The following is a 17,956-nucleotide window of genomic DNA, read 5'->3' on the forward strand; positions in this document are numbered from 1 at the left end:
CCTCGTTGGTTACCCCGGACATCGTCGCCCGCACCTGTGCCGGCGTCGACCCCGCGATCACCGCTTACGCTGGCCCGATGCAGGACGAGTACCGCACGGTCGCCCACGCGGGCGTGCACGAGACCGAGGTCAACCGCTCCCGCTTCCTGTGCGCCCTCGCCCCGGCGGCCACCGAGCAGGAGGCGCAGGAGTTCATCGCGTCCGTCCGGAAGGAGCACGCCGACGCCACGCACAACTGCTGGGCGTACGTGGTGGGCGCCGACGCCGGCGTGCAGAAGGCGAGCGACGACGGGGAGCCCGGCGGCACGGCGGGCGTCCCGATGCTCCAGATGCTGCTGCGCCGCGACGTGCGGTACGTCGTCGCCGTCGTCACCCGCTACTACGGCGGCGTCAAGCTCGGCGCGGGCGGCCTCATCCGGGCCTACGGCGGCGCGGTCGGCGAGGCGCTCGACGCCGTCGGCACCCGCACCCGCCGCCGCTTCCGCCTGGGCACGGTGACCGTGGACCACCAGCGGGCCGGCAAGGTCGAGAACGACCTGCGTTCGACGGGTCGCGCGGTACGGGACGTCCGCTACGGCGAGCAGGTCACCATCGAGATCGGTCTGCCGGACTCGGAGGTGGACGCCTTCCGCGCGTGGCTCGCGGACGTGACGGCGGGGACGGCGCGTTTCGAGCCGGGCGGCGAGGCCTACGGCGACGTGTGAGCACCCGGCCGCGGCCCCCCCGTACCGCCGTGGCGCGCGAGCCGTCCCGCCCGACCCGTCCCACCCGGCCCGTACCGCGCACGCTCCCCGCGCCGCCCGTGACAAGTGACACGTGGCGTGGCGCGACGGGCAAAGGTGTGGTCGGTATGTCCTTGAATGGGGCTTATCCGCACCGGTATGACGGGGCGATACGGGAGTAACCGCCCGTGCTGTCGGACCCGGCCGTTAGTCTCGGGGATCATGAGGCTCCTGCACACGTCCGACTGGCATCTGGGCCGGGCGTTCCACCGGGTGAACATGCTCGGCGCCCAGGCCGCGTTCATCGGTCACCTCGTCACGACCGTGCGTGAGCGCGAGGTCGACGCGGTCGTCGTGTCGGGAGACGTGTACGACCGCGCGGTGCCCCCGCTGGCCGCGGTCGAGCTGTTCGACGACGCCCTGCACCGCCTCGCGGACCTCGGCGTGCCCACCGTGATGATCTCCGGAAACCACGACTCGGCCCGCCGGCTCGGCGTGGGCGCAGGGCTCATCGGACGCGCGGGCATCCACCTGCGGACCGACCCGGCGGCCGCGGGCACGCCGGTCGTCCTGGAGGACGCCTTCGGCGAGGTCGCCTTCTACGGACTGCCCTACCTCGAACCCGCCCTGGTGAAGGACGAGTTCGCGGTGGAGAAGGCCGGACACGAGAGCGTCCTGGCCGCCGCGATGGACCGGGTGCGCGCCGATCTTGCCGCCCGCCCCCGCGGGACCCGGTCCGTCGTCCTCGCCCATGCCTTCGTCACCGGCGGGGAGCCGAGCGACAGCGAGCGGGACATCACCGTCGGCGGGGTCGCCTCGGTGCCCGCCGGCGTCTTCGACGGGGTCGACTACACCGCCCTCGGGCACCTGCACGGCTGCCAGACCCTCACCGAGCGGGTGCGCTACTCCGGTTCCCCGCTGCCGTACTCCTTCTCGGAGAGCGAGCACCGCAAGACCATGTGGCTCGTCGACCTCGACGCGGACGGCGGGATCGGGGCCGAGCGGATCGACTGCCCGGTGCCGCGCCCCCTGGCCCGTGTCCGCGGCCCCCTGGCACAGCTCCTCGCCGACCCCGCCCTCGCACGCCACGAGGACGCGTGGGTCGAGGCGACCCTCACCGACGCCGTCCGCCCGGCCGACCCCATGGCCCGCCTCGCCGAGCGCTTCCCCCACACCCTGAGCCTCGCCTTCGAACCGGACCGCGCGCCCGGCGACCCCGACGTGTCGTACGCCCGGCGCCTGGCCGACCGCAGCGACCAGGAGATCGCCGAGGACTTCGTGGCCCATGTCCGCGGGGCCGCCCCCGACGCGCGCGAACAGCGCGTCCTGCGTGACGCCTTCGACGCGGTGCGCGCCGACGACACGGTCCGCGAGGTGGCGCGGTGAGGCTGCACCGGCTGGACCTGACGGCCTTCGGCCCGTTCGGAGGCGCCCAGCGCGTCGACTTCGACGACCTCTCCGCCGCCGGACTGTTCCTGCTGCACGGGCCCACGGGCGCCGGCAAGACCTCCGTCCTGGACGCCGTCTGCTACGCGCTCTACGGCTCCGTGCCCGGCGCCCGCCAGAGCGGCCAGGGCCTGACCCTGCGCAGCGACCACGCGGCCCCCGGCACCCGCACCGAGGTCACCCTCGAACTGACCGTCGCCGGACGCCGGCTGGAGATCACCCGGCAGCCGCCCTGGGAGCGGCCCAAGAAGCGCGGCACGGGCACGACCGTCGAGAAGGCCCAGAGCCTGCTGCGCGAGCACGACACGGCCGCCGGCGCCTGGAAGGACCTCAGCCGCTCGCACCAGGAGATCGGCGAGGAGATCACGCAGCTGCTCGGCATGAGCCGCGAGCAGTTCTGCCAGGTCGTCCTGCTGCCCCAGGGCGACTTCGCGCGGTTCCTGCGCGCCGACGCCGAGGCGCGCGGCCGGCTCCTGGGCCGCCTCTTCGACACCCGGCGGTTCGCCGAGGTCGAGAAGCGGCTCGTCGAGCGCCGCCGGACCACCGAGGCACGCGTGCGTGAGGGCGACTCCGCCCTGCTGGCCGACGCGCACCGGATGCAGCAGGTGGCCGGGGACGCCATGGAGCTGCCCGACGCCGCGCCGGGCGATCCGGGACTCGCCGAAGCGGTGCTGGCCGCGGCCGCCGTCGCCCGCAGCACCTCCCGCGAGCGCCTCACGACCGCCCACTGCGCCCGCCTCGCCGCCGAGTCCGCGCAGGCCGCCGCCGAACACGCCCTGGCTCAGACGCGCGAGCGGGCCCGGCTCCAGCGCCGGTTCGCCGAGGCGAGCGAGCGGGCCGCGGCGCTGGAGGACGGCGCCGGCGCCCACCGGGACGCGCTGGAGCGGATGGAGCGGGGACGCAAGGCGGAGTCCGTCGCGCCCGCGCTCGAACTGCGCGAGAGCGCCGACGCCGAGCACACCGCGGCGGCCGCCCGCGCGGCACGCGCGCGTGACCTGCTGCCCGCACGGTTCGCGGACTCCGGGGCCGCCGGACTCGCCGCCGCCGCCCGCCGGACCGCCGAGGAACTGGGCGGACTGGAGTCGGCCCGCCGGGCCGAACGGCGGCTGGCCGACCTCGTCGCCGAACGCGCCGACCTGGACCGGCGCGAGCGCGACGACGAGGACGTCCTGACCGAGGCCGGAGCCTGGCTCGCGGGCTGGGACACCGCGCGCGAGGACCTCCGGGCCCGCGTCGAGTCCGCGCAGGAGGCCGCCACCCGGGCCGAGCAGCTCGACGGCCGGCGCGAGCCCGCCCAGCGGCGCCTGAAGGCCGCCCGGCGGCGCGACGACCTCACGCGCGAGCTGGAGAGCGGGCGCGCCCGGGCCCTCGCCTCCGGGGAGCGGGCCCAGGCGGCCCGGTCCCACTGGCTCGACCTCAAGGAACAGCGCCTGAACGGCATCGCCGCCGAGCTGGCCGCGACCCTCGCCGACGGCACGCCGTGCGCCGTCTGCGGCGCCACCGAGCACCCCGCGCCCGCCCGCAAGGTCGCGGGACACGTGGACCGCGAGGCCGAGGAGCGGGCGCTCACCGCCTCCCGGCAGGCGGACGAACGGCACGCGCAGGACGAACGGGACCTCGGTCTCGTACGGGAGGCGCTCGCCGCCGCCACTGCCGAGGCCGGCGACACCCCGGCCGACCGGCTCGCCGCCGAAGCGCGCGAGGCGGAGGAGCTGTACGCGCGGGCCCGTCGGGACGCCTCCGCGCTGCACCCCGCGCGCGAGGAACTCCGCCGGGCCGAGCAGGAGCACGAGCACCGCACGCGGGCGCAGCGCGAGGCCGCGGTACGGGCGGCCTCCCGGGTGGGCCACCGGGAGCGCCTGGACAGCGAACGGCTCGTCCTGGAGGAGGAGCTGACTCAGGCCCGGGGCACGGCGGCCGGCGTCGCCGCGCGCGCCGCCGAGCTTGAGGAGCTTGCGGCCCGGCTCACCGACGCGGCCGACACCGCCCGCCTCGCCGAGGAGAGCGCCGTACGCCTCAAGGCGGCCGACGGACGCCTCGACGAGGCCGCGTTCCGGGCGGGCTTCGACACCCCGCGGGCCGCCGCCGACGCCCTGCTCGACGCCGCCGCCCACCGGGAGCTGCAACGGCTGCTGGACGCCCGGCAGTCCGAGGAGGCCGCCGTACGGGCGGTCCTCGCCGAACCGGAGACCGTGGCGGCCGCCCGTCGGCCGTCCGCCGATCTCGCCGCGGCCGAACGCGCGGCGGCGAGCGCGGCCGAGCGGTTGCGCACGGCCGCCTCCGCGCAGGACGCCGCCGCCCGCCGCTGCGCCGAACTCGACCAGCTCTCCGCGCGCGCGGGCGACGGTGTGCGCCGGCTCGGCCCGCTGCGCGAGGAGTACGACCGGGTGGCCCGGCTCGCCGGTCTCGCCGCCGGCACCTCCGCGGACAACGAGCGCAAGATGCGGCTGGAGGCGTACGTCCTGGCCGCCCGGCTGGAACAGGTGGCCGCCGCCGCGACCGCCCGGCTCCAGCGCATGTCCTCGGGCCGCTACACCCTCGTCCACTCCGACGACCGGACCGGGCGCGGCCGCAGCGGGCTCGGTCTGCACGTCGTCGACGCCTGGACCGGGCGCGAGCGCGACACCGCCACCCTGTCGGGCGGCGAGACGTTCTTCGCCTCGCTGGCCCTGGCCCTCGGTCTGGCGGACGTCGTGACCGACGAGGCGGGCGGGGTCCGTCTCGACACCCTCTTCATCGACGAGGGGTTCGGCAGCCTGGACGACCAGACGCTGGACGAGGTCCTCGACGTGCTCGACTCGCTGCGCGAGCGCGACCGCAGCGTGGGCATCGTCAGCCATGTCGCCGACCTGCGCCGCCGCATCCACGCCCAGCTGGAGGTCGTCAAGGGGAGAACGGGCTCCGTGGTGCGGCAGCGCGGCTACCGGCCCAGCGGACGGCGGGGCAGCGGCGAGGAGTAGACGACGCTCGTCGTCACCGAACCCAGGGCGCCGATCTTGCCGGACACCTCTTCGAGGTGCCGCATGGATCGGGCGGTCACCTTGATCACGAAGCAGTCGTCGCCGGTCACGTGGTGGGCCTCCAGGATCTCGGGCGTGACGGCCACGAGGTCGTGGAACGGCTTGTAGTTGCCGTTGGGGTAGCGCAGCCGTACGAAGGCCAGGATCGGCAGGCCCAGCCGTTCGGGGTCGACCACCGCCGCGTACCCCTGGATGACGCCCGCCTCCTCCAGCCGCCGTACCCGCTCGGTCACGGCGCTCGGCGACATCGCCACGGCACGCGCCAGGTCGGCGAAACTGGCCCGTCCGTCGCGCTGGAGGACCTCGAGAATGCGCCAGTCGGTGGCGTCCGGGGAATACGCGGTCATCAGCGAGAGATAGCAGGGGAATCCCCGGCGGAGCAAGGCGCGGGCCGGGGAATGAGCCTTCAGGGCGCCGTCCGCCCCGCGTAGATTCTTCGCCAGGAACCGCGGTGACCAGCCGGAACACCGCCCGCGGAAAGGCGTGCCATGACCTCTGTGACCACCCCGACGACCGTCAGTCCCGTCCTGCGCGTCGCTCCCGCCGCCCCCGCAGAGGCCGCCGCCCACTTCCGGGCGAGCCTCGCCCTGTACGCCGACGTGTCCGACGTGGCCGCGTCCCTCGCCGCCGGAGGCGACCCCGGGTTCGTCGTCGTCGACTCCCGCTCCACCGAGTCCTGGGACCAGGGGCACGTGCCCGGCGCCGTGCACCTGCCCACCGCGCTGATCGCCGGGCAGGCCGCGGGTCTCCTCGTCCGGGACGTGCCGGTCGTCACCTACTGCTGGGGCCCCGGCTGCAACGGCGCCACCCGTGCGGCCCTCGCGCTCGCCGAACTCGGTTACCGGGTCAAGGAGATGCTCGGCGGCTTCGAGTACTGGGTGCGCGAGGGCTTCGCCTACGAGACCTGGGAGGGCCCCGCGCGGCGCGCCGCCGATCCGCTCACGGCGCCCGTCGACGCGCCGGACTGCGGCTGCTGACGGGCGCGCCCGGAGCCGCGCGGCGGGTGGGTGCCGCGCGGCCCCGGGACCGGGTCTCAGAGCCGGGCCAGCTCGTCCACCAGGTCGTCCAGGCCCAGGGAGCCCTGCGAGAGGGCGGCCATGTGCCAGGACTTGAGGTCGAAGGCGTCACCGTGGCGTTCGCGCGCCTTCTCCCGGCCCAGCAGCCAGGCCCGTTCGCCGAGCTTGTAGCCGATCGCCTGGCCGGGCATGGTCAGGTAGCGGGTGAGCTCGCTCTCGACGAAGTCCGCGGGGCGGCTGCTGTGCCCGCCGAAGAACTCCTGGGCCAGATCCGGGGTCCAGCGCTCACCCGGGTGGAACGGCGAGTCCGCCGGGATCGCCAGCTCCAGGTGCATGCCGATGTCGACGATCACCCGGACCGCCCGCATCATCTGCGCGTCCAGGTAGCCGAGCCGCTGCTCCGCGTCGGTGAGGAAGCCGAGCTCGTCCATCAGCCGCTCCGCGTACAGGGCCCAGCCCTCCACGTTGGCGCTGACGAGCCCGACCGAAGCCTGGTAGCGGGAGAGGTCGCCGGCGATGTGCGCCCACTGGGCCAACTGGAGATGGTGGCCGGGAACGCCCTCGTGGTACCAGGTGGAGACCAGGTCGTAGACCGGGAAACGGGTCTGGCCCATCGTCGGCAGCCAGGTGCGGCCCGGCCGCGAGAAGTCCTCCGTCGGAGGCGTGTAGTACGGGGCGGCCGCACCCCCGGGCGGGGCGATCCGCGACTCCACCCGCCGTACCCGCTCGGCGAGTTCGAAGTGCGTTCCGTCGAGCTGCTCGATCGCCCGGTCCATCAGGCCCTGGAGCCAGTCGCGGACCTCGTCGACGCCCTCGATGTGCCTGCCGTGCTCGTCGAGGTGGGCCAGGGCCTCCCAGGGCGTCTTCGCGCCCGGCAGGATCTTCTCGGCCTCCCGCTCCATCTCCGCGAGCAGCCGGTGGTACTCCGCCCAGCCGTACGCGTACGCCTCGTCGAGGTCGAGGTCGGTGCCGTTGAAGTAGCGGGACGCGCGCGCGTAGCGCTCACGGCCGACCGTGTCCGGGGCGCCCTCGATCGTCGGCGCGTACACGTCGCGCATCCAGTCCCGCAGCTCCACGACGGCCGCCGTCGCCGCCCGGGCCGCCTCGTCCAGTTCGGTGCGCAGCGCGTCCGGCCCGGCGGCGGCGAAGTCCTCGAACCAGCCGCGGCCCGCGCCGTCCGTGTCCGACCACTCGGTGAGCTGTCCGACGAACGTGGCGGTCGGGCGCGGCGCCGCGTAGAGCTTGCGCTCCAGGCCGAGCGCGAGCGACTCCCGGTAGCCGGCCAGCGCCGCGGTCACCGCGCGCAGCCGCTCCGCGACCGCAGCCCAGTCGGCCTCGGTCCCGGTGGGCGTCACGGTGAACACGTCGCGGACGTGGTGCGGCGGCGTGGCCATATTGCCCACGGCGCGCAGTCCCTCGTCGGCGTCGAGCACGGCGAGTTCGGCGGTGAGCCGCTCACGCAGCAGCCGCGCGCACCGGCGCTCGATGTCACTGTCCGCGCCGGGCCTGCGTTCCGCCTCGTCGAGCTCGGCCAGGGTGTCGCGCGCGAGCCGCGCGAGCGCCTTCTGCCCGGCGGGCGAGTAGTCGGGCAGCCGGCTCGAGCTCTCCTGCACGCCGAGGTAGGTACCGGTCACCGGGTCGAGGGCGATGAAGCCGTCGACGTAGGCGTCGGCGACCTCGCGGGGAAGCGGGTTGCTGGTGTGTGACATGCGCCCCATCCTCGTACGGGGCGGCGGCGCGCGTCACGCCGTTTGTCCCGAACCCGTCGGCGGCAGCAGCGGTCCGCACTCCCACTGCTGGAAGATCAGCCGGGTCTCGACCCGCGCCACCTCCCGGTGCGCCGTGAACTCGTCGAGCACCAGCCGCTGGAGATCGGCCATGTCCGCGACGGCGACATGGACGAGGTAGTCGTCGGGGCCCGTGAGGTGGAAGACGGTGAGTGCCTCGGGCAAGGCCCGGATCCGCTCCACGAACGGTCCCACCAGTTCCCGGCGGTGCGGCCTGACCTGCACCGACAGCAGCGCCTGGAGCCCGCGCCCCAGTTTGGCCGGATCGAGCCGCAGCTGGTGCCCCAGGATCACCCCCGAGCGGCGCAGCCGGGTCACCCGGTCCAGGCAGGTCGACGGCGCCACACCGACCTGCGCCGCGAGGTCCCGGTAGGTGGTCCGGGCGTCGTTCTGAAGCAGCCGCAGCAGCTGGAGATCGACCGGGTCCAGTACGACGGATTCAGCCATCGGCCGAACGTAGCACGGTGTTCGCACGCAGCGCCCCGTTCGATGTTCACCCTGCCGTCCATGGACTCAGCCCCAGCGAGCACGCACGCGTACGACGACGTACGCCGACCCGCGTCGAGAGCGCCCCGCGCACTGGCCACCGAGGCCGTGCACGCCGGGCGGGACGATCTGGCCCGGCAGGGTCTGCACGCCCCGCCGATCGACCTGTCCACCACCTACCCCTCGTACGACAGCCGTGCCGAGGCGGCCCGCATCGACGCGTTCGCCGCCACGGGGGCGGAGCCGGACGGACCGCCCGTGTACGGCCGGCTGGGCAATCCGACGGTCGCCCGTTTCGAGACGGCCCTCGCCCGTCTGGAGGGCACCGCGAGCGCGGTGGCGTTCGCCAGCGGCATGGCGGCGCTGAGCGCGGTGCTCCTCGCGCGCGCCTCGACGGGACTGCGGCACGTCGTCGCCGTCCGGCCCCTCTACGGGTGCAGCGACCATCTGCTGACCGCCGGGCTGCTCGGCTCGGAGGTCACCTGGACCGACCCCGCCGGGATCGCCGACGCGCTGCGCCCGGACACCGGTCTGGTCATGGTCGAGTCGCCGGCCAACCCGACGCTCGCCGAGGTGGACCTGCGGGCCGTCGCCCATGCCTGCGGCTCGGTGCCGCTGCTCGCCGACAACACCTTCGCGACGCCGGTGCTCCAGCGTCCCGCCGAGCAGGGCGCGCGGCTCGTCCTGCACAGCGCCACGAAGTACCTGGGCGGCCACGGGGACGTGCTGGCGGGGGTGGTGGCCTGCGACGAGGAGTTCGCGGGACAGCTCCGGCAGATACGTTTCGCCACGGGTGGCGTGCTGCATCCGCTGGCCGGCTATCTGCTGCTGCGGGGCCTGTCCACCCTGCCGGTGCGGGTACGGGCCGCCTCCGCGACCGCCGCGGAACTGGCCCGGCGGCTGGCCGCCGACCCGCATGTCGCCCGCGTCCACTACCCGCGCATCGGCGGCGCGATGGTCGCCTTCGAGGTGCACGGCGACCCGCACGAGGTGATCGCGGGGGTCCGTCTCGTCACCCCGGCCGTCAGCCTCGGCAGCGTCGACACCCTCATCCAGCACCCCGCGTCGATCAGTCACCGCATCGTGGACGAGCGGGAGCGGCGGGGCGCGGGCGTGAGCGACCGGCTGCTGCGGCTCTCGGTCGGCCTGGAGGACGTCGACGACCTGTGGGACGACCTCCGGACGGCACTCGCGGCGAGCGCGACCGCGAGCACGACCGCTCCTGTGCCGGAGCGCGGCGCCGCCGTCGTGTGAGGGACGCCGGGCCCGCGGCCGGGACCGGCCGGGCAGGACTTCACCACCGCGCGAACGGCGGTGGTGAGGTCCTGCCGGGGGTGTGGGCGGCACGGGGCCGGCGCGGTGCCGACGGCGCCGCGTGCGCGCCCGGCCCGGCGGTGTCGCCGCGCCGGGCCGGGCGGCGTCGGCCGCCTCGCAGGTCAGTCGCGGCTCGGTCGCTGGTCAGTCGCGGGTGACGCGACCGTCGTACCGTTCGGAGGCCGCCCGCGCGCCGCCGGCGGTTTCCAGGCGGGCGGTGATGACCAGGGTCCCGTCCTCGATCTGGTAGTCGAGGGGGAGGCCCAGACCACGCATCGCGGCGACCATGCCGGTGTTGGAGGCCTGCGTCACGGCGTAGACGCTCTCGCAGCGTGCCTCGACGGCCATCGCCACCAGACGTCCCAGCAGTTCGGCCCCGATGCCGCGCCGCTGCCACTGGTCCTCGATCAGCAGCGCGACCTCCGTCTCGTCGCCGTCCCACAGCAGGTGACCGAGGCCGACGACGCGGCCGGACGGTGTCTGCACGGCGAGGGTACGGCCGAAGCGGGGGCTGAGCAGGTGCCGGAGATAGCGGTCCGCGTCGCCCACGGGCCCGTGGTACCGCATGCCGAGCGTGCGCGGCGAGCACCGCTCGTGCATGGCCTTCGCCGCCGCCAGGTCACCGGTGTCGGCCCGGCGCACGGCGATCGCGTTGCCCTCGGGCAGCGTCAGCACGTCCTGGCCGTCCGGGACCCGGGGCCCGAGCCTGGCGTCCAGCTCCACCAGCGCACGCGCGCGTGCGAACTCGGTCGGCGTGAACGGCAGGTACGGCCGCTCCACGGTGATCACTCCGCCCTCCGGCGCCCGCAGGCGCATCACGGTGTCCTCCAGCACCCCTTCCACGGGCACGCCCTCCGGCCCGCGGCCGCCGCCCCCCGCCGTGGCGGGCAGCGAACGGATCGTGCAGCGGCCCAGCAGCTGACGCAGCGCCAGGGGCAGTTCGGCCGCGTCGAGGGCGGTGCGGGTGGCCAGGCCCAGGACCCGGGTCGGCGCGTCCACCAGGTCGTGGGCGTCGGCCCGTTCGATCCAGGTGCGGCTGCCGCCGGCCAGCGCCACGGCCCGGGTGATCCCGGCGGCCGCCAGGGATCCCGGGGCGCGCAGCAGGAACTCGTCCACCGTGTCCTCGCCCAGCGGGTGGGTCTGGAGGCTCAGGATGTCCACCCGGTGGCCGGCCAGCGCGGCGCAGAGCGCGGCCAGCGACCCCGGGGCGTCCTTCACCGTCGTACGCATCCGCCACAGCGCGCTCTGCGCGGTGTCCCCGGTGGGGACGGCGGACGGCCCGGCCTGCGGCTCCTCGGAGTGCGGCCGGGCGTCGGTATCGCTCGTGGGCGGCGCGTGACCGTGGCGCCGTGCCCACCAGGTGTGGAAGCCGGCCGTGGCGACGAGGAGCGCGGCGGAGACGGAGAGCAGCACCGGACCGTCGGGTCCGTGGCCCACCAGGTTCGCCACACCGTCGGCCACCGCGACCGCCGTGAACAGCGCGGCGAGCTCCACCACGTCCCGTCGCCAGTGGTGCACAGGGCGTCCGCGTTTCGCACGCGTCACATCAGACATGTCTCGAGTCATGCAGCCACTGTGGAGGAATGGTGTTGCGTGATCACGAACGGTTTGTGACTGATGGGTAAAGGTTCCCAATGCCCGTTTTGTAAATTCTTCTACGATCACGCCCCGCACGGACGTCACGACCGTGCCGCGCACCGGGGGATGACGCCGGTGCGCGGCACAGCTCCGAGGGTACGGGACGCCGTCCTACTGCCCGACGCGTCCCGGCTGGAGCACCTGTGTGAACAGCACGGTCCCGTCCTGCTCGCGCAGACGCACCGTCAGCTCCCCGCTCGCGCCGTCGATGTCGACCTCGCCGAAGAACTGGTAGCCGCCGGCCGGTGACACGTTGGACGCGGTCGGCGCCTTCACGAAGACCCGCTCCGGCCCGAAGGTGCCGTCCAGCGCGCTCGCCGGGAAGGCGCCCGCGTTGAGCGGACCGGAGACGAACTCCCAGAACGGCTCGAAGTCCTTGAACGCGGCGCGCGACGGCTGGTAGTGCTGCGCCGAGGTGTGGTGCACGTCGGCCGTCAGCCACACCGTGCCGGTGATCCGCCGGTGCTTGACGAAGCGCAGCAGCTCGGCGATCTGGAGCTCACGGCCCAGCGGCGCGCCCGGGTCGCCCTGCGCCACGGCCTCGATGTTCGCCCTGCCCTCGGTGGCGTCCGGCACGACCAGCCCGAGGGGCATGTCGGCGGCGATCACCTTCCACACCGCGCGCGAGCGGGACAGCTCCCGCTTCAGCCATTCCAACTGCTCGGCGCCCAGGATGCCCTGCGGGTCCGTCCGCTGGTCGTCGGGCGAGTTGGCGTTGCGGTAGGTCCGCATGTCCAGCACGAACACGTCGAGCAGCGGACCGTGGCGCACGACCCGGTGGACCCGGCCCTCCCGGGCGCCCGGACGCAGGGTCGAGACGGGGAAGTACTCGCTGAACGCCCGCCGGGCACGCCCCGCGAGCACGTCGACGCTCTTCACCGTGTACCGGGTGTCGGAGTCGGCGATCACCTCGCCGGGATACCAGTTGTTGCGGACCTCGTGGTCGTCCCACTGGATGATCGAGGGCACACGCGCGTTGAAGCGCCGCAGGTTCTCGTCGAGCAGGTTGTAGCGGAAGTTGCCGCGGAACTCCGCGAGGGTCTCGGCGACCTTGGACTTCTCCTCGGTCACGACGTTGCGCCACAGGGTGCCGTCGGGCAGCGCCTGGGTCGCGGTGATCGGACCGTCGGCGTAGATGTTGTCACCGCTGCACAGGAAGAAGTCGGGATCGAGCGCGGCCATCGCGTCGTAGATGCGGTAACCGCCCCGTTCCGGGTTGATGCCCCAGCCCTGCCCGGCGAGGTCGCCGGACCACAGGAAGCGCACGCCGCTGCGTCGCCCGAGGGGTGCGGTCCGGAAGGTGCCCGTCACCGGTTCGCCGGTGCGGCGCGGGTCGTCCGGATCGGCGAGCAGCACGCGGTAATGGATCTGCTCGCCGGCCGGCAGACCGTGCAGCCGGGTCGTGCCGGTGAAGTCGGTACCGGCGCCGAGCAGCGGGCCGTGCCGGCGGCGGGCACCGCGGAAGGACTCGGTCGCCGCGGTCTCGACGACCATCCGCGCCGGGCGGTCGCTGCGCACCCACACCAGACCGGAGTCGGAGGTCACGTCCCCCGTCTGGACACCCCACCCCGCTCCGGGCCGCCCGGAGAGCGCGAGGGCGGGGGCCGCGCCGACGGCGGAGGGCAGGGTCAGGGCCGCGGAAGCGGCGAGCGAGCCGCGCAGGACGCCGCGGCGCCCGGGGAACGGACTGGGTGACATGGAGGGGCCTCCTGGGGCGGGAACCGGCCGGTGTGCACCGCCACAACTACTGGTACGGCGCTGCGCACACGCAAACCGCAAGTGAACAACCGGCCGCGCATCCGCGGGATCCGCCGCGCCCGCCGGGCTCACCCGTCGGCGAGGGCCTGCGCCATCAGGCGTACGCCGTCCCGGATGCGCGCGGGCGGCACGTGCGCGTAGCCGAGGACGAGACGCGGACCCGGGTCGCGCTCGTCACGCGCGTGTGCGTACTGCGCCAGGGCCCGCACCTCGATCCCGGCCGCCGACGTCCTTTCCAGGAACCGTTCCTGCGGCCCGTACCGGGCGGGGAGTTCGGCGATGACGTGCAGTCCCGCCGCGATCCCCGACACCTGGGCCCCGGGGAAGTGCTCCCGCAGGGCGTCCACGAGCGTGTCCCGGCGCTCGCGGTAGGCCCGCTGGCAGCGGCGCAGCTGACGGTCGTAGTCGCCGCGTTCCACGAACCGGGCGAACAGCGCCTGGTCGAGGGCCGGGTGGCCGAGGTCCGTCGTCCGCTTGCGCTCGACGACCTCCTCGGCCAGTGCTCCGGGGACGAGCAGCCAGCCGAGCCGCAGTCCCGGCGCGAGCGACTTGCTGACCGATCCGGTGTACGCCACCCGCTCCGGGTCCAGGCCCTGGAGCGCGCCCACGGGAGCCCGGTCGTAGCGGAAGTCGCCGTCGTAGTCGTCCTCGACGACGAAGCCGTCCTCGGACCGTGCCCAGTCCAGCAGTTCGGCGCGCCGCCGCGCGGAGTAGGCGATGCCGGTGGGGAACTGGTGCGCCGGAGTCGTCACCACCGCCCGGACACCCGACGACCGCAGCGGCTGCACGGCCAGTCCCTCGTCGTCGAGCGGCAGCGGTACGACGGTGACACCGGCCGCCGCGTACAGGGCGGTGTGCCGCGGGCTCCCCGGGTCCTCGACGCCGACGGCCCGCGCCCCGCGCGCGTGCAGCGCCAGGGCGAGCAGCGCCGTCGCCTGGGCCACCCCGGAGACGACGACGATCCGTTCCGGGTCCGCGACCACGCCCCGGCGCCGGGCGAGGAGACCGGCGAGCGCGGTACGCAGCCGGGGCAGCCCGCGCGGGTCGGGGTAGCCGAGGTCCTCGTGGGGCAGGTCGGTGAGCACGGCCCGCTGTGCGGCGGCCCAGGCGGTGCGGGGGAACAACGACAGGTCCGGGGTGCCGGGCACGAAGTCGGCCCGTAGGCCGGGGGCGTGCGGGGCGAGGTCACGCGCGTGTGGCCTCGCGGCCCGCACCGCGCCGCTCACCCAGGTCCCCGCGCCCCGGCCGCTGCGCAGATACCCCTCGGCCGTGAGCTGCTCGTACGCCTCCGTGACCAGGCCGCGGGAGACCCCGAGGTCGGACGCGAGATCCCGGCTGGACGGCAGCCGGGTGCCCGGGGCGAGGCGCCCCGACCGGACCGCGTCGCGCAGAGCGGCCTGGAGGGCGCGCCCTCGCGCGCGTGCCGGAGCCGAAGCGGCCGGCAACAACACCTCCCAGGCCACGGACCCGCCCTCGGAGCCGCCCGAAGGGCCGTGCGGCGGGGCGGGCGCCGGGCCGGACGGCGGCTCGGGCGGAGTACCGGACGCAGCACCGTACGCCGGGGCGGGCGGAGTACCGGGCGCAGGTCCGGACGGAGCGCCGGGCGGGGCATCGGGTGGCGCGTCGGGCAGAGTGCCGGGCGCAGGGTCGGACGCCGTACCGGGTGGCAGGCCGGACGGAGCACCGTACGTCGGGGTGGGCGGAGGGCCGTGCGGCGGGGCGGGATTGGTCCCCGATGGCGTCATGGAAGTGGACCTTAACCGGGGCCGCCGGTCTTCCTAGCGTCGCCTGCATGAATGCCGACACCCGGCGCGGGTCCCTGCTCGCCGCGCTCGCCTGCCTCCTCGTCGGAGGCTCGTTCACCGCCAACAGCGTCCTCGGCGCCTACCCCTACGCGGGCGGTCAGGCGCTGCGCTACGGCCTCGCCTGTCTGCTGCTCGTGCCGATGGCGGGCGCGGGCGCACCGGCCCGGCTGCGGGCGCTCGGCCCCGGCCCGTGGCTGCGTCTGGCGGTGCTCGCGGCGGTCGGCACGGTCGGCTTCAACGTGGCGGTGCTGGCCGCCGAGCGGTCGGCGGAACCCGCCGTGCCCGGCGTCCTGGTGGGCTGCGCGCCGGTCGTCGTGGCGGTCGTCGTCCCGTTCCTCGACGGGCGGCGGCCCCGCCGGCCGGTCCTCGCCGGGGCGTCGCTGGTCGCCCTCGGCGCGCTGACGGTGCAGGGGTGGGGCCGCACGGACGGCGCGGGACTGGCCTTCTCGGTCTGCGCGCTGGCGGGGGAGGTCGGCTTCGCGGTGCTGGCGGTGCCCGTCCTGCGGCTGCTGGGGCCACGGTTGCTGGCCGCGACGGTGTGCGGGATCGCCGCGGCCGAGGCCACCGTGGCCGGGGTGCTCCTGGACGGCGGTGCGTGGCTGCGGCGGCCGGACGGCACGGAGGCCGCCGCGCTGCTGTGGCAGTCGGCCTTCGTCACCGTCGTCGGCTTCGTGTGGTGGTACATGGGCATGCAGCGCATCGGCGCGGAGCGCGCCACGCTCTTCTCCGGGCTCATCCCGGTCGCGGCGGCGGCCACCGCGCCCCTGGTGGGCACGGGGTACTACGGCCCCGCCCAGGCCGTCGGCAGCGCCCTGGTCGGGGCCGGGGTCGTCCTGGGGGCGGGGGCGCCGGGGCGTGTCGCCGCAGGGTCAGCGGCTGCTGCCGTCGAGCAGCACGCGCGCGACGAGCGCGGGATCGTCGCTCATCGGGACGTGGCCGCAGCCGGGCAGCCGCACGAGGCGCGCGCCGGGGATGATCCGCTTGGCGCGGACGCCCTGGCGGCGTACGAGCAGCAGGTCGCGGGTGCCCCAGCCGACCGTCACCGGGACACCGGGGAGGTCGTCGGTGAATTGCACGGTGATGCCGGCCAGGAGGGTCTGGTCGAATCCGGTGGCACCGGCCAGGGCCAGCGTCTCGGCGACCACGGCCTCGGGTGAACGCCGGGCCGGACGGGCGTAGATGGTGCTGGTGAGAGCCGTGCGGCCGGCCGCGGTCCCCGCGAGCCGCCGGACGAGCGGCAGGGGCAGACGGCGGGCGATTTGGCGCATGGTGACCAGGACGCCGAAGGCGTAGCGCCGCTCGGCCTGCGACCAGAACCCCGCGGGGGACAGTGCGGTGACGGACCGTACGAGCTTCTCGCGCCCGAGTTCCAGGGCGATCAGACCGCCGAGGGAGTTGCCCGCGACGTGCGGCCGGTCGAGTCCCAGCGCCTCGCAGAAGGCGCCGAACACGGCGGTCGTGGTGGGCAGGTCGTAGGCCAGCCCGTCCGGCAGCGGCGGTGACACGCCGAAGCCGGGCAGGTCCACGGCGATGACCTCGCGCTCGGTGGCGAGGATGTCCACCACCGGGTCCCAGGCCTGCCGGTGGTGTCCGATGCCGTGCAGCAGGAGCAGCGGCTCGCCCCTGCCCACGCGTGCGTAGGAGACGGTGACGGGCAGCGGCCCTCCGGGGGAGGGGACCGTGAAGGAGACGGTGTCGGACATGGGGAGCTCCTCGACTGGACGGGCCGTGGGCCGGCCGGCGGACGCCGTAGACAGCTTGTCAGCAAAAGCTACCGACCGGTAGCCCCGAGGGTGGTGCCGAACTTCGCCGTCACGACGGCCGAACTCCTCCGTCGCCCCGGCCGAACTCCGGCGTTGCGACGGCGAGTTTGCCGGAGTGTCACGAGAACGCGCCCGTGCGAACGCCCCGTGAACGCTTGCGTGCCCGCGGGCCGCCGGGCCCCCGCAGGATCGAGGATCGGTCTGGGGGATTGGTCTTGACCAAGGGTGGGGGCCGTCCTATGGTCGCAGAGAAGTACAACAACCTTTAATAAACAAGGGCGCGAAAAAACGCCGCCGGACCACGGTGATTGCGGAGGACAGGGTGGGGACCACGCAACTGGAATCGGTACCGGAACCGAAGTACTGGCACCTCAAGACCGTGCTCAGCGAGGCACTCGACTCGGAGTTCACCGTCGGTGAGATCCTGCCCAACGAACGTGACCTGGCGGCCCGCTTCGGCGTCGCCCGCGCCACGCTCCGCCAGGCGCTCGAGCAACTCGAACTGGAGGGCCGCCTCCAGCGCCGCCGCGGGGTCGGCACCACCGTCGCACCGCCGCGCATGGGGGTCGCGGTCGGAACCGGACGGCAGGTCTGGCCCAGCACGGGCGACGACGCCTGGCAGCCCGTCGACTGCGCGCTCGCGGCGCCACCCGCGGCCGTGGCCACCGCACTGGAGAGCGCGCGCGACCAGGCCGTGCACATCGTGCGGCGCTCACGGGTCTCGCACGGCCAGCCCGTCGCCGCCGAACTGCTCTACATCCCCTCGACGTCGGTGCCCGACCTCTCGGCGATCGACGCCCCCTCCGAGGCGGCACGCGCACGTGCGGTGCTGCGCGAGCTCCAGCGCCTCGAACTCCAGGGCCAGGACAGCGCCGTGGAGCTGGGTTCGGCCCGCGCGGACGACGCCAGGGAACTGGACCGGCTCCCCGGCGCGCCCGTCCTCGTCGTCACCACCCGCTTCTTCGCCGAGGGGCGCACGGCGGCGCTCTCCGTCGCGACCTACCGCGCGGACACCTGCCGGCTGACCTTCACCGCCTCCGGCGGCGTGGAGATACACCACGGCCCGCAGCAACAGGCCTCCTGAGACACCCCGGCCGCCCCGGCCGGACACGGCGGGCTCCCGCACGGCCCGCACCCCGCCGCCGCACGGACGGCCCGACCGCGCCCCGGAATCCCACCGGGGCGCGGCGCGTGCCACGGC

The 17,956-nt window shown here is 74.9% G+C and carries 13 protein-coding genes and 1 pseudogene; 7 read left to right on the forward strand and 7 right to left on the reverse strand.

The window, feature by feature from the left end; translation table 11 throughout:
• The first annotated feature begins 77 nt into the window (after window positions 1-77).
• The 3 genes from Saso_RS07020 (at window position 78) to Saso_RS07030 (ending at window position 5,128) form a co-directional block, all read left to right on the forward strand.
• A complete protein-coding gene (locus Saso_RS07020) occupies window positions 78-704 on the forward strand; it encodes a YigZ family protein (protein WP_189927416.1) in 627 nt (208 codons plus the stop codon).
• A gap of 240 nt (window positions 705-944) precedes the next feature.
• A complete protein-coding gene (locus Saso_RS07025) occupies window positions 945-2,108 on the forward strand; it encodes an exonuclease SbcCD subunit D (RefSeq protein ID WP_189927417.1) in 1,164 nt (387 codons plus the stop codon).
• Window positions 2,105-5,128 carry an AAA family ATPase gene (locus Saso_RS07030; RefSeq protein ID WP_189927418.1) on the forward strand — a complete coding sequence of 1,008 codons (3,024 nt, stop codon included), beginning with the start codon at window positions 2,105-2,107 and terminating at the stop codon, window positions 5,126-5,128. Before Saso_RS07025 ends, Saso_RS07030 begins: the two co-directional genes overlap by 4 nt.
• Here the strand turns inward: Saso_RS07030 and Saso_RS07035 are convergent.
• The gene (locus Saso_RS07035; RefSeq protein WP_189927419.1) at window positions 5,089-5,535 is read right to left on the reverse strand and encodes an Lrp/AsnC family transcriptional regulator; all 447 of its coding nucleotides are present in this window, start codon (window positions 5,533-5,535) and stop codon (window positions 5,089-5,091) included. The genes Saso_RS07030 and Saso_RS07035 overlap by 40 nt on opposite strands.
• A gap of 141 nt (window positions 5,536-5,676) precedes the next feature.
• Between Saso_RS07035 and Saso_RS07040 the strand changes: the two genes are divergently transcribed.
• Entirely contained in the window at window positions 5,677-6,165 is a 489-nt protein-coding gene (locus Saso_RS07040; protein ID WP_189927420.1) for a rhodanese-like domain-containing protein, read from the forward strand.
• Between the two features lie 56 nt (window positions 6,166-6,221).
• Here the strand turns inward: Saso_RS07040 and Saso_RS07045 are convergent, their stop codons facing one another.
• Both Saso_RS07045 and Saso_RS07050 read right to left on the reverse strand, forming a co-directional pair.
• Entirely contained in the window at window positions 6,222-7,913 is a 1,692-nt protein-coding gene (locus tag Saso_RS07045) for a DUF885 domain-containing protein (protein ID WP_189927421.1), read from the reverse strand.
• A gap of 33 nt (window positions 7,914-7,946) precedes the next feature.
• Window positions 7,947-8,438, reverse strand: coding sequence for an Lrp/AsnC family transcriptional regulator (locus Saso_RS07050; protein ID WP_189927422.1), 492 nt, complete (start codon window positions 8,436-8,438; stop codon window positions 7,947-7,949).
• A 42-nt stretch (window positions 8,439-8,480) separates the two neighbouring features.
• Between Saso_RS07050 and Saso_RS07055 the strand changes: the two genes are divergently transcribed.
• Window positions 8,481-9,731, forward strand: coding sequence for a trans-sulfuration enzyme family protein (locus tag Saso_RS07055; protein WP_372442406.1), 1,251 nt, complete (start codon window positions 8,481-8,483; stop codon window positions 9,729-9,731).
• 204 nt (window positions 9,732-9,935) lie between these two features.
• Here Saso_RS07055 and Saso_RS07060 read toward each other — a convergent pair whose 3' ends face one another.
• The 3 genes from Saso_RS07060 to pdxR all read right to left on the reverse strand — a co-directional run bounded on the left by Saso_RS07060 (window position 9,936) and on the right by pdxR (window position 14,632).
• On the reverse strand, window positions 9,936-11,357 hold the full coding sequence (locus Saso_RS07060) for a GNAT family N-acetyltransferase (protein ID WP_230426616.1): 1,422 nt from the start codon (window positions 11,355-11,357) through the stop codon (window positions 9,936-9,938).
• A 183-nt stretch (window positions 11,358-11,540) separates the two neighbouring features.
• The gene (locus Saso_RS07065; RefSeq protein WP_189927424.1) at window positions 11,541-13,127 is read right to left on the reverse strand and encodes an alkaline phosphatase D family protein; all 1,587 of its coding nucleotides are present in this window, start codon (window positions 13,125-13,127) and stop codon (window positions 11,541-11,543) included.
• Window positions 13,128-13,255: 128 nt separating this feature from the next.
• On the reverse strand, window positions 13,256-14,632 hold the full coding sequence (gene pdxR, locus Saso_RS07070; protein WP_307822202.1) for a MocR-like pyridoxine biosynthesis transcription factor PdxR: 1,377 nt from the start codon (window positions 14,630-14,632) through the stop codon (window positions 13,256-13,258).
• A 347-nt stretch (window positions 14,633-14,979) separates the two neighbouring features.
• On the opposite strand from pdxR, the pseudogene Saso_RS39225 reads away from it, so the two are divergent.
• Window positions 14,980-15,384, forward strand: a pseudogene (locus Saso_RS39225) (EamA family transporter); the annotation flags it as partial.
• A 477-nt stretch (window positions 15,385-15,861) separates the two neighbouring features.
• Here the strand turns inward: Saso_RS39225 and Saso_RS07080 are convergent.
• Window positions 15,862-16,695: an alpha/beta fold hydrolase gene (locus tag Saso_RS07080; protein WP_189927425.1), complete on the reverse strand. Its 834-nt coding sequence runs from the start codon at window positions 16,693-16,695 to the stop codon at window positions 15,862-15,864.
• 382 nt (window positions 16,696-17,077) lie between these two features.
• Between Saso_RS07080 and Saso_RS07085 the strand changes: the two genes are divergently transcribed.
• Window positions 17,078-17,839 (forward strand): GntR family transcriptional regulator, encoded by a 762-nt coding sequence (locus Saso_RS07085; protein WP_189927426.1) that lies wholly within the window; start codon window positions 17,078-17,080, stop codon window positions 17,837-17,839.
• Window positions 17,840-17,956 lie beyond the last annotated feature (117 nt).

Source organism: Streptomyces asoensis (genome assembly GCF_016860545.1).
Taxonomy (GTDB): domain Bacteria; phylum Actinomycetota; class Actinomycetes; order Streptomycetales; family Streptomycetaceae; genus Streptomyces; species Streptomyces asoensis.

Coding starts and splice junctions, on each gene's coding strand:
- Saso_RS07045 (WP_189927421.1), bottom strand. CDS start 7,913: ATGTCACACACCAGCAACCCGCTTCCCCGCGAGGTCGCCGACGCCTAC.
- Saso_RS07080 (WP_189927425.1), bottom strand. CDS start 16,695: ATGTCCGACACCGTCTCCTTCACGGTCCCCTCCCCCGGAGGGCCGCTG.
- Saso_RS07060 (WP_230426616.1), bottom strand. CDS start 11,357: ATGACTCGAGACATGTCTGATGTGACGCGTGCGAAACGCGGACGCCCT.
- Saso_RS07025 (WP_189927417.1), top strand. CDS start 945: ATGAGGCTCCTGCACACGTCCGACTGGCATCTGGGCCGGGCGTTCCAC.
- Saso_RS07040 (WP_189927420.1), top strand. CDS start 5,677: ATGACCTCTGTGACCACCCCGACGACCGTCAGTCCCGTCCTGCGCGTC.
- Saso_RS07055 (WP_372442406.1), top strand. CDS start 8,481: ATGTTCACCCTGCCGTCCATGGACTCAGCCCCAGCGAGCACGCACGCG.
- Saso_RS07035 (WP_189927419.1), bottom strand. CDS start 5,535: ATGACCGCGTATTCCCCGGACGCCACCGACTGGCGCATTCTCGAGGTC.
- Saso_RS07020 (WP_189927416.1), top strand. CDS start 78: ATGCAGGACGAGTACCGCACGGTCGCCCACGCGGGCGTGCACGAGACC.
- Saso_RS07050 (WP_189927422.1), bottom strand. CDS start 8,438: ATGGCTGAATCCGTCGTACTGGACCCGGTCGATCTCCAGCTGCTGCGG.
- Saso_RS07065 (WP_189927424.1), bottom strand. CDS start 13,127: ATGTCACCCAGTCCGTTCCCCGGGCGCCGCGGCGTCCTGCGCGGCTCG.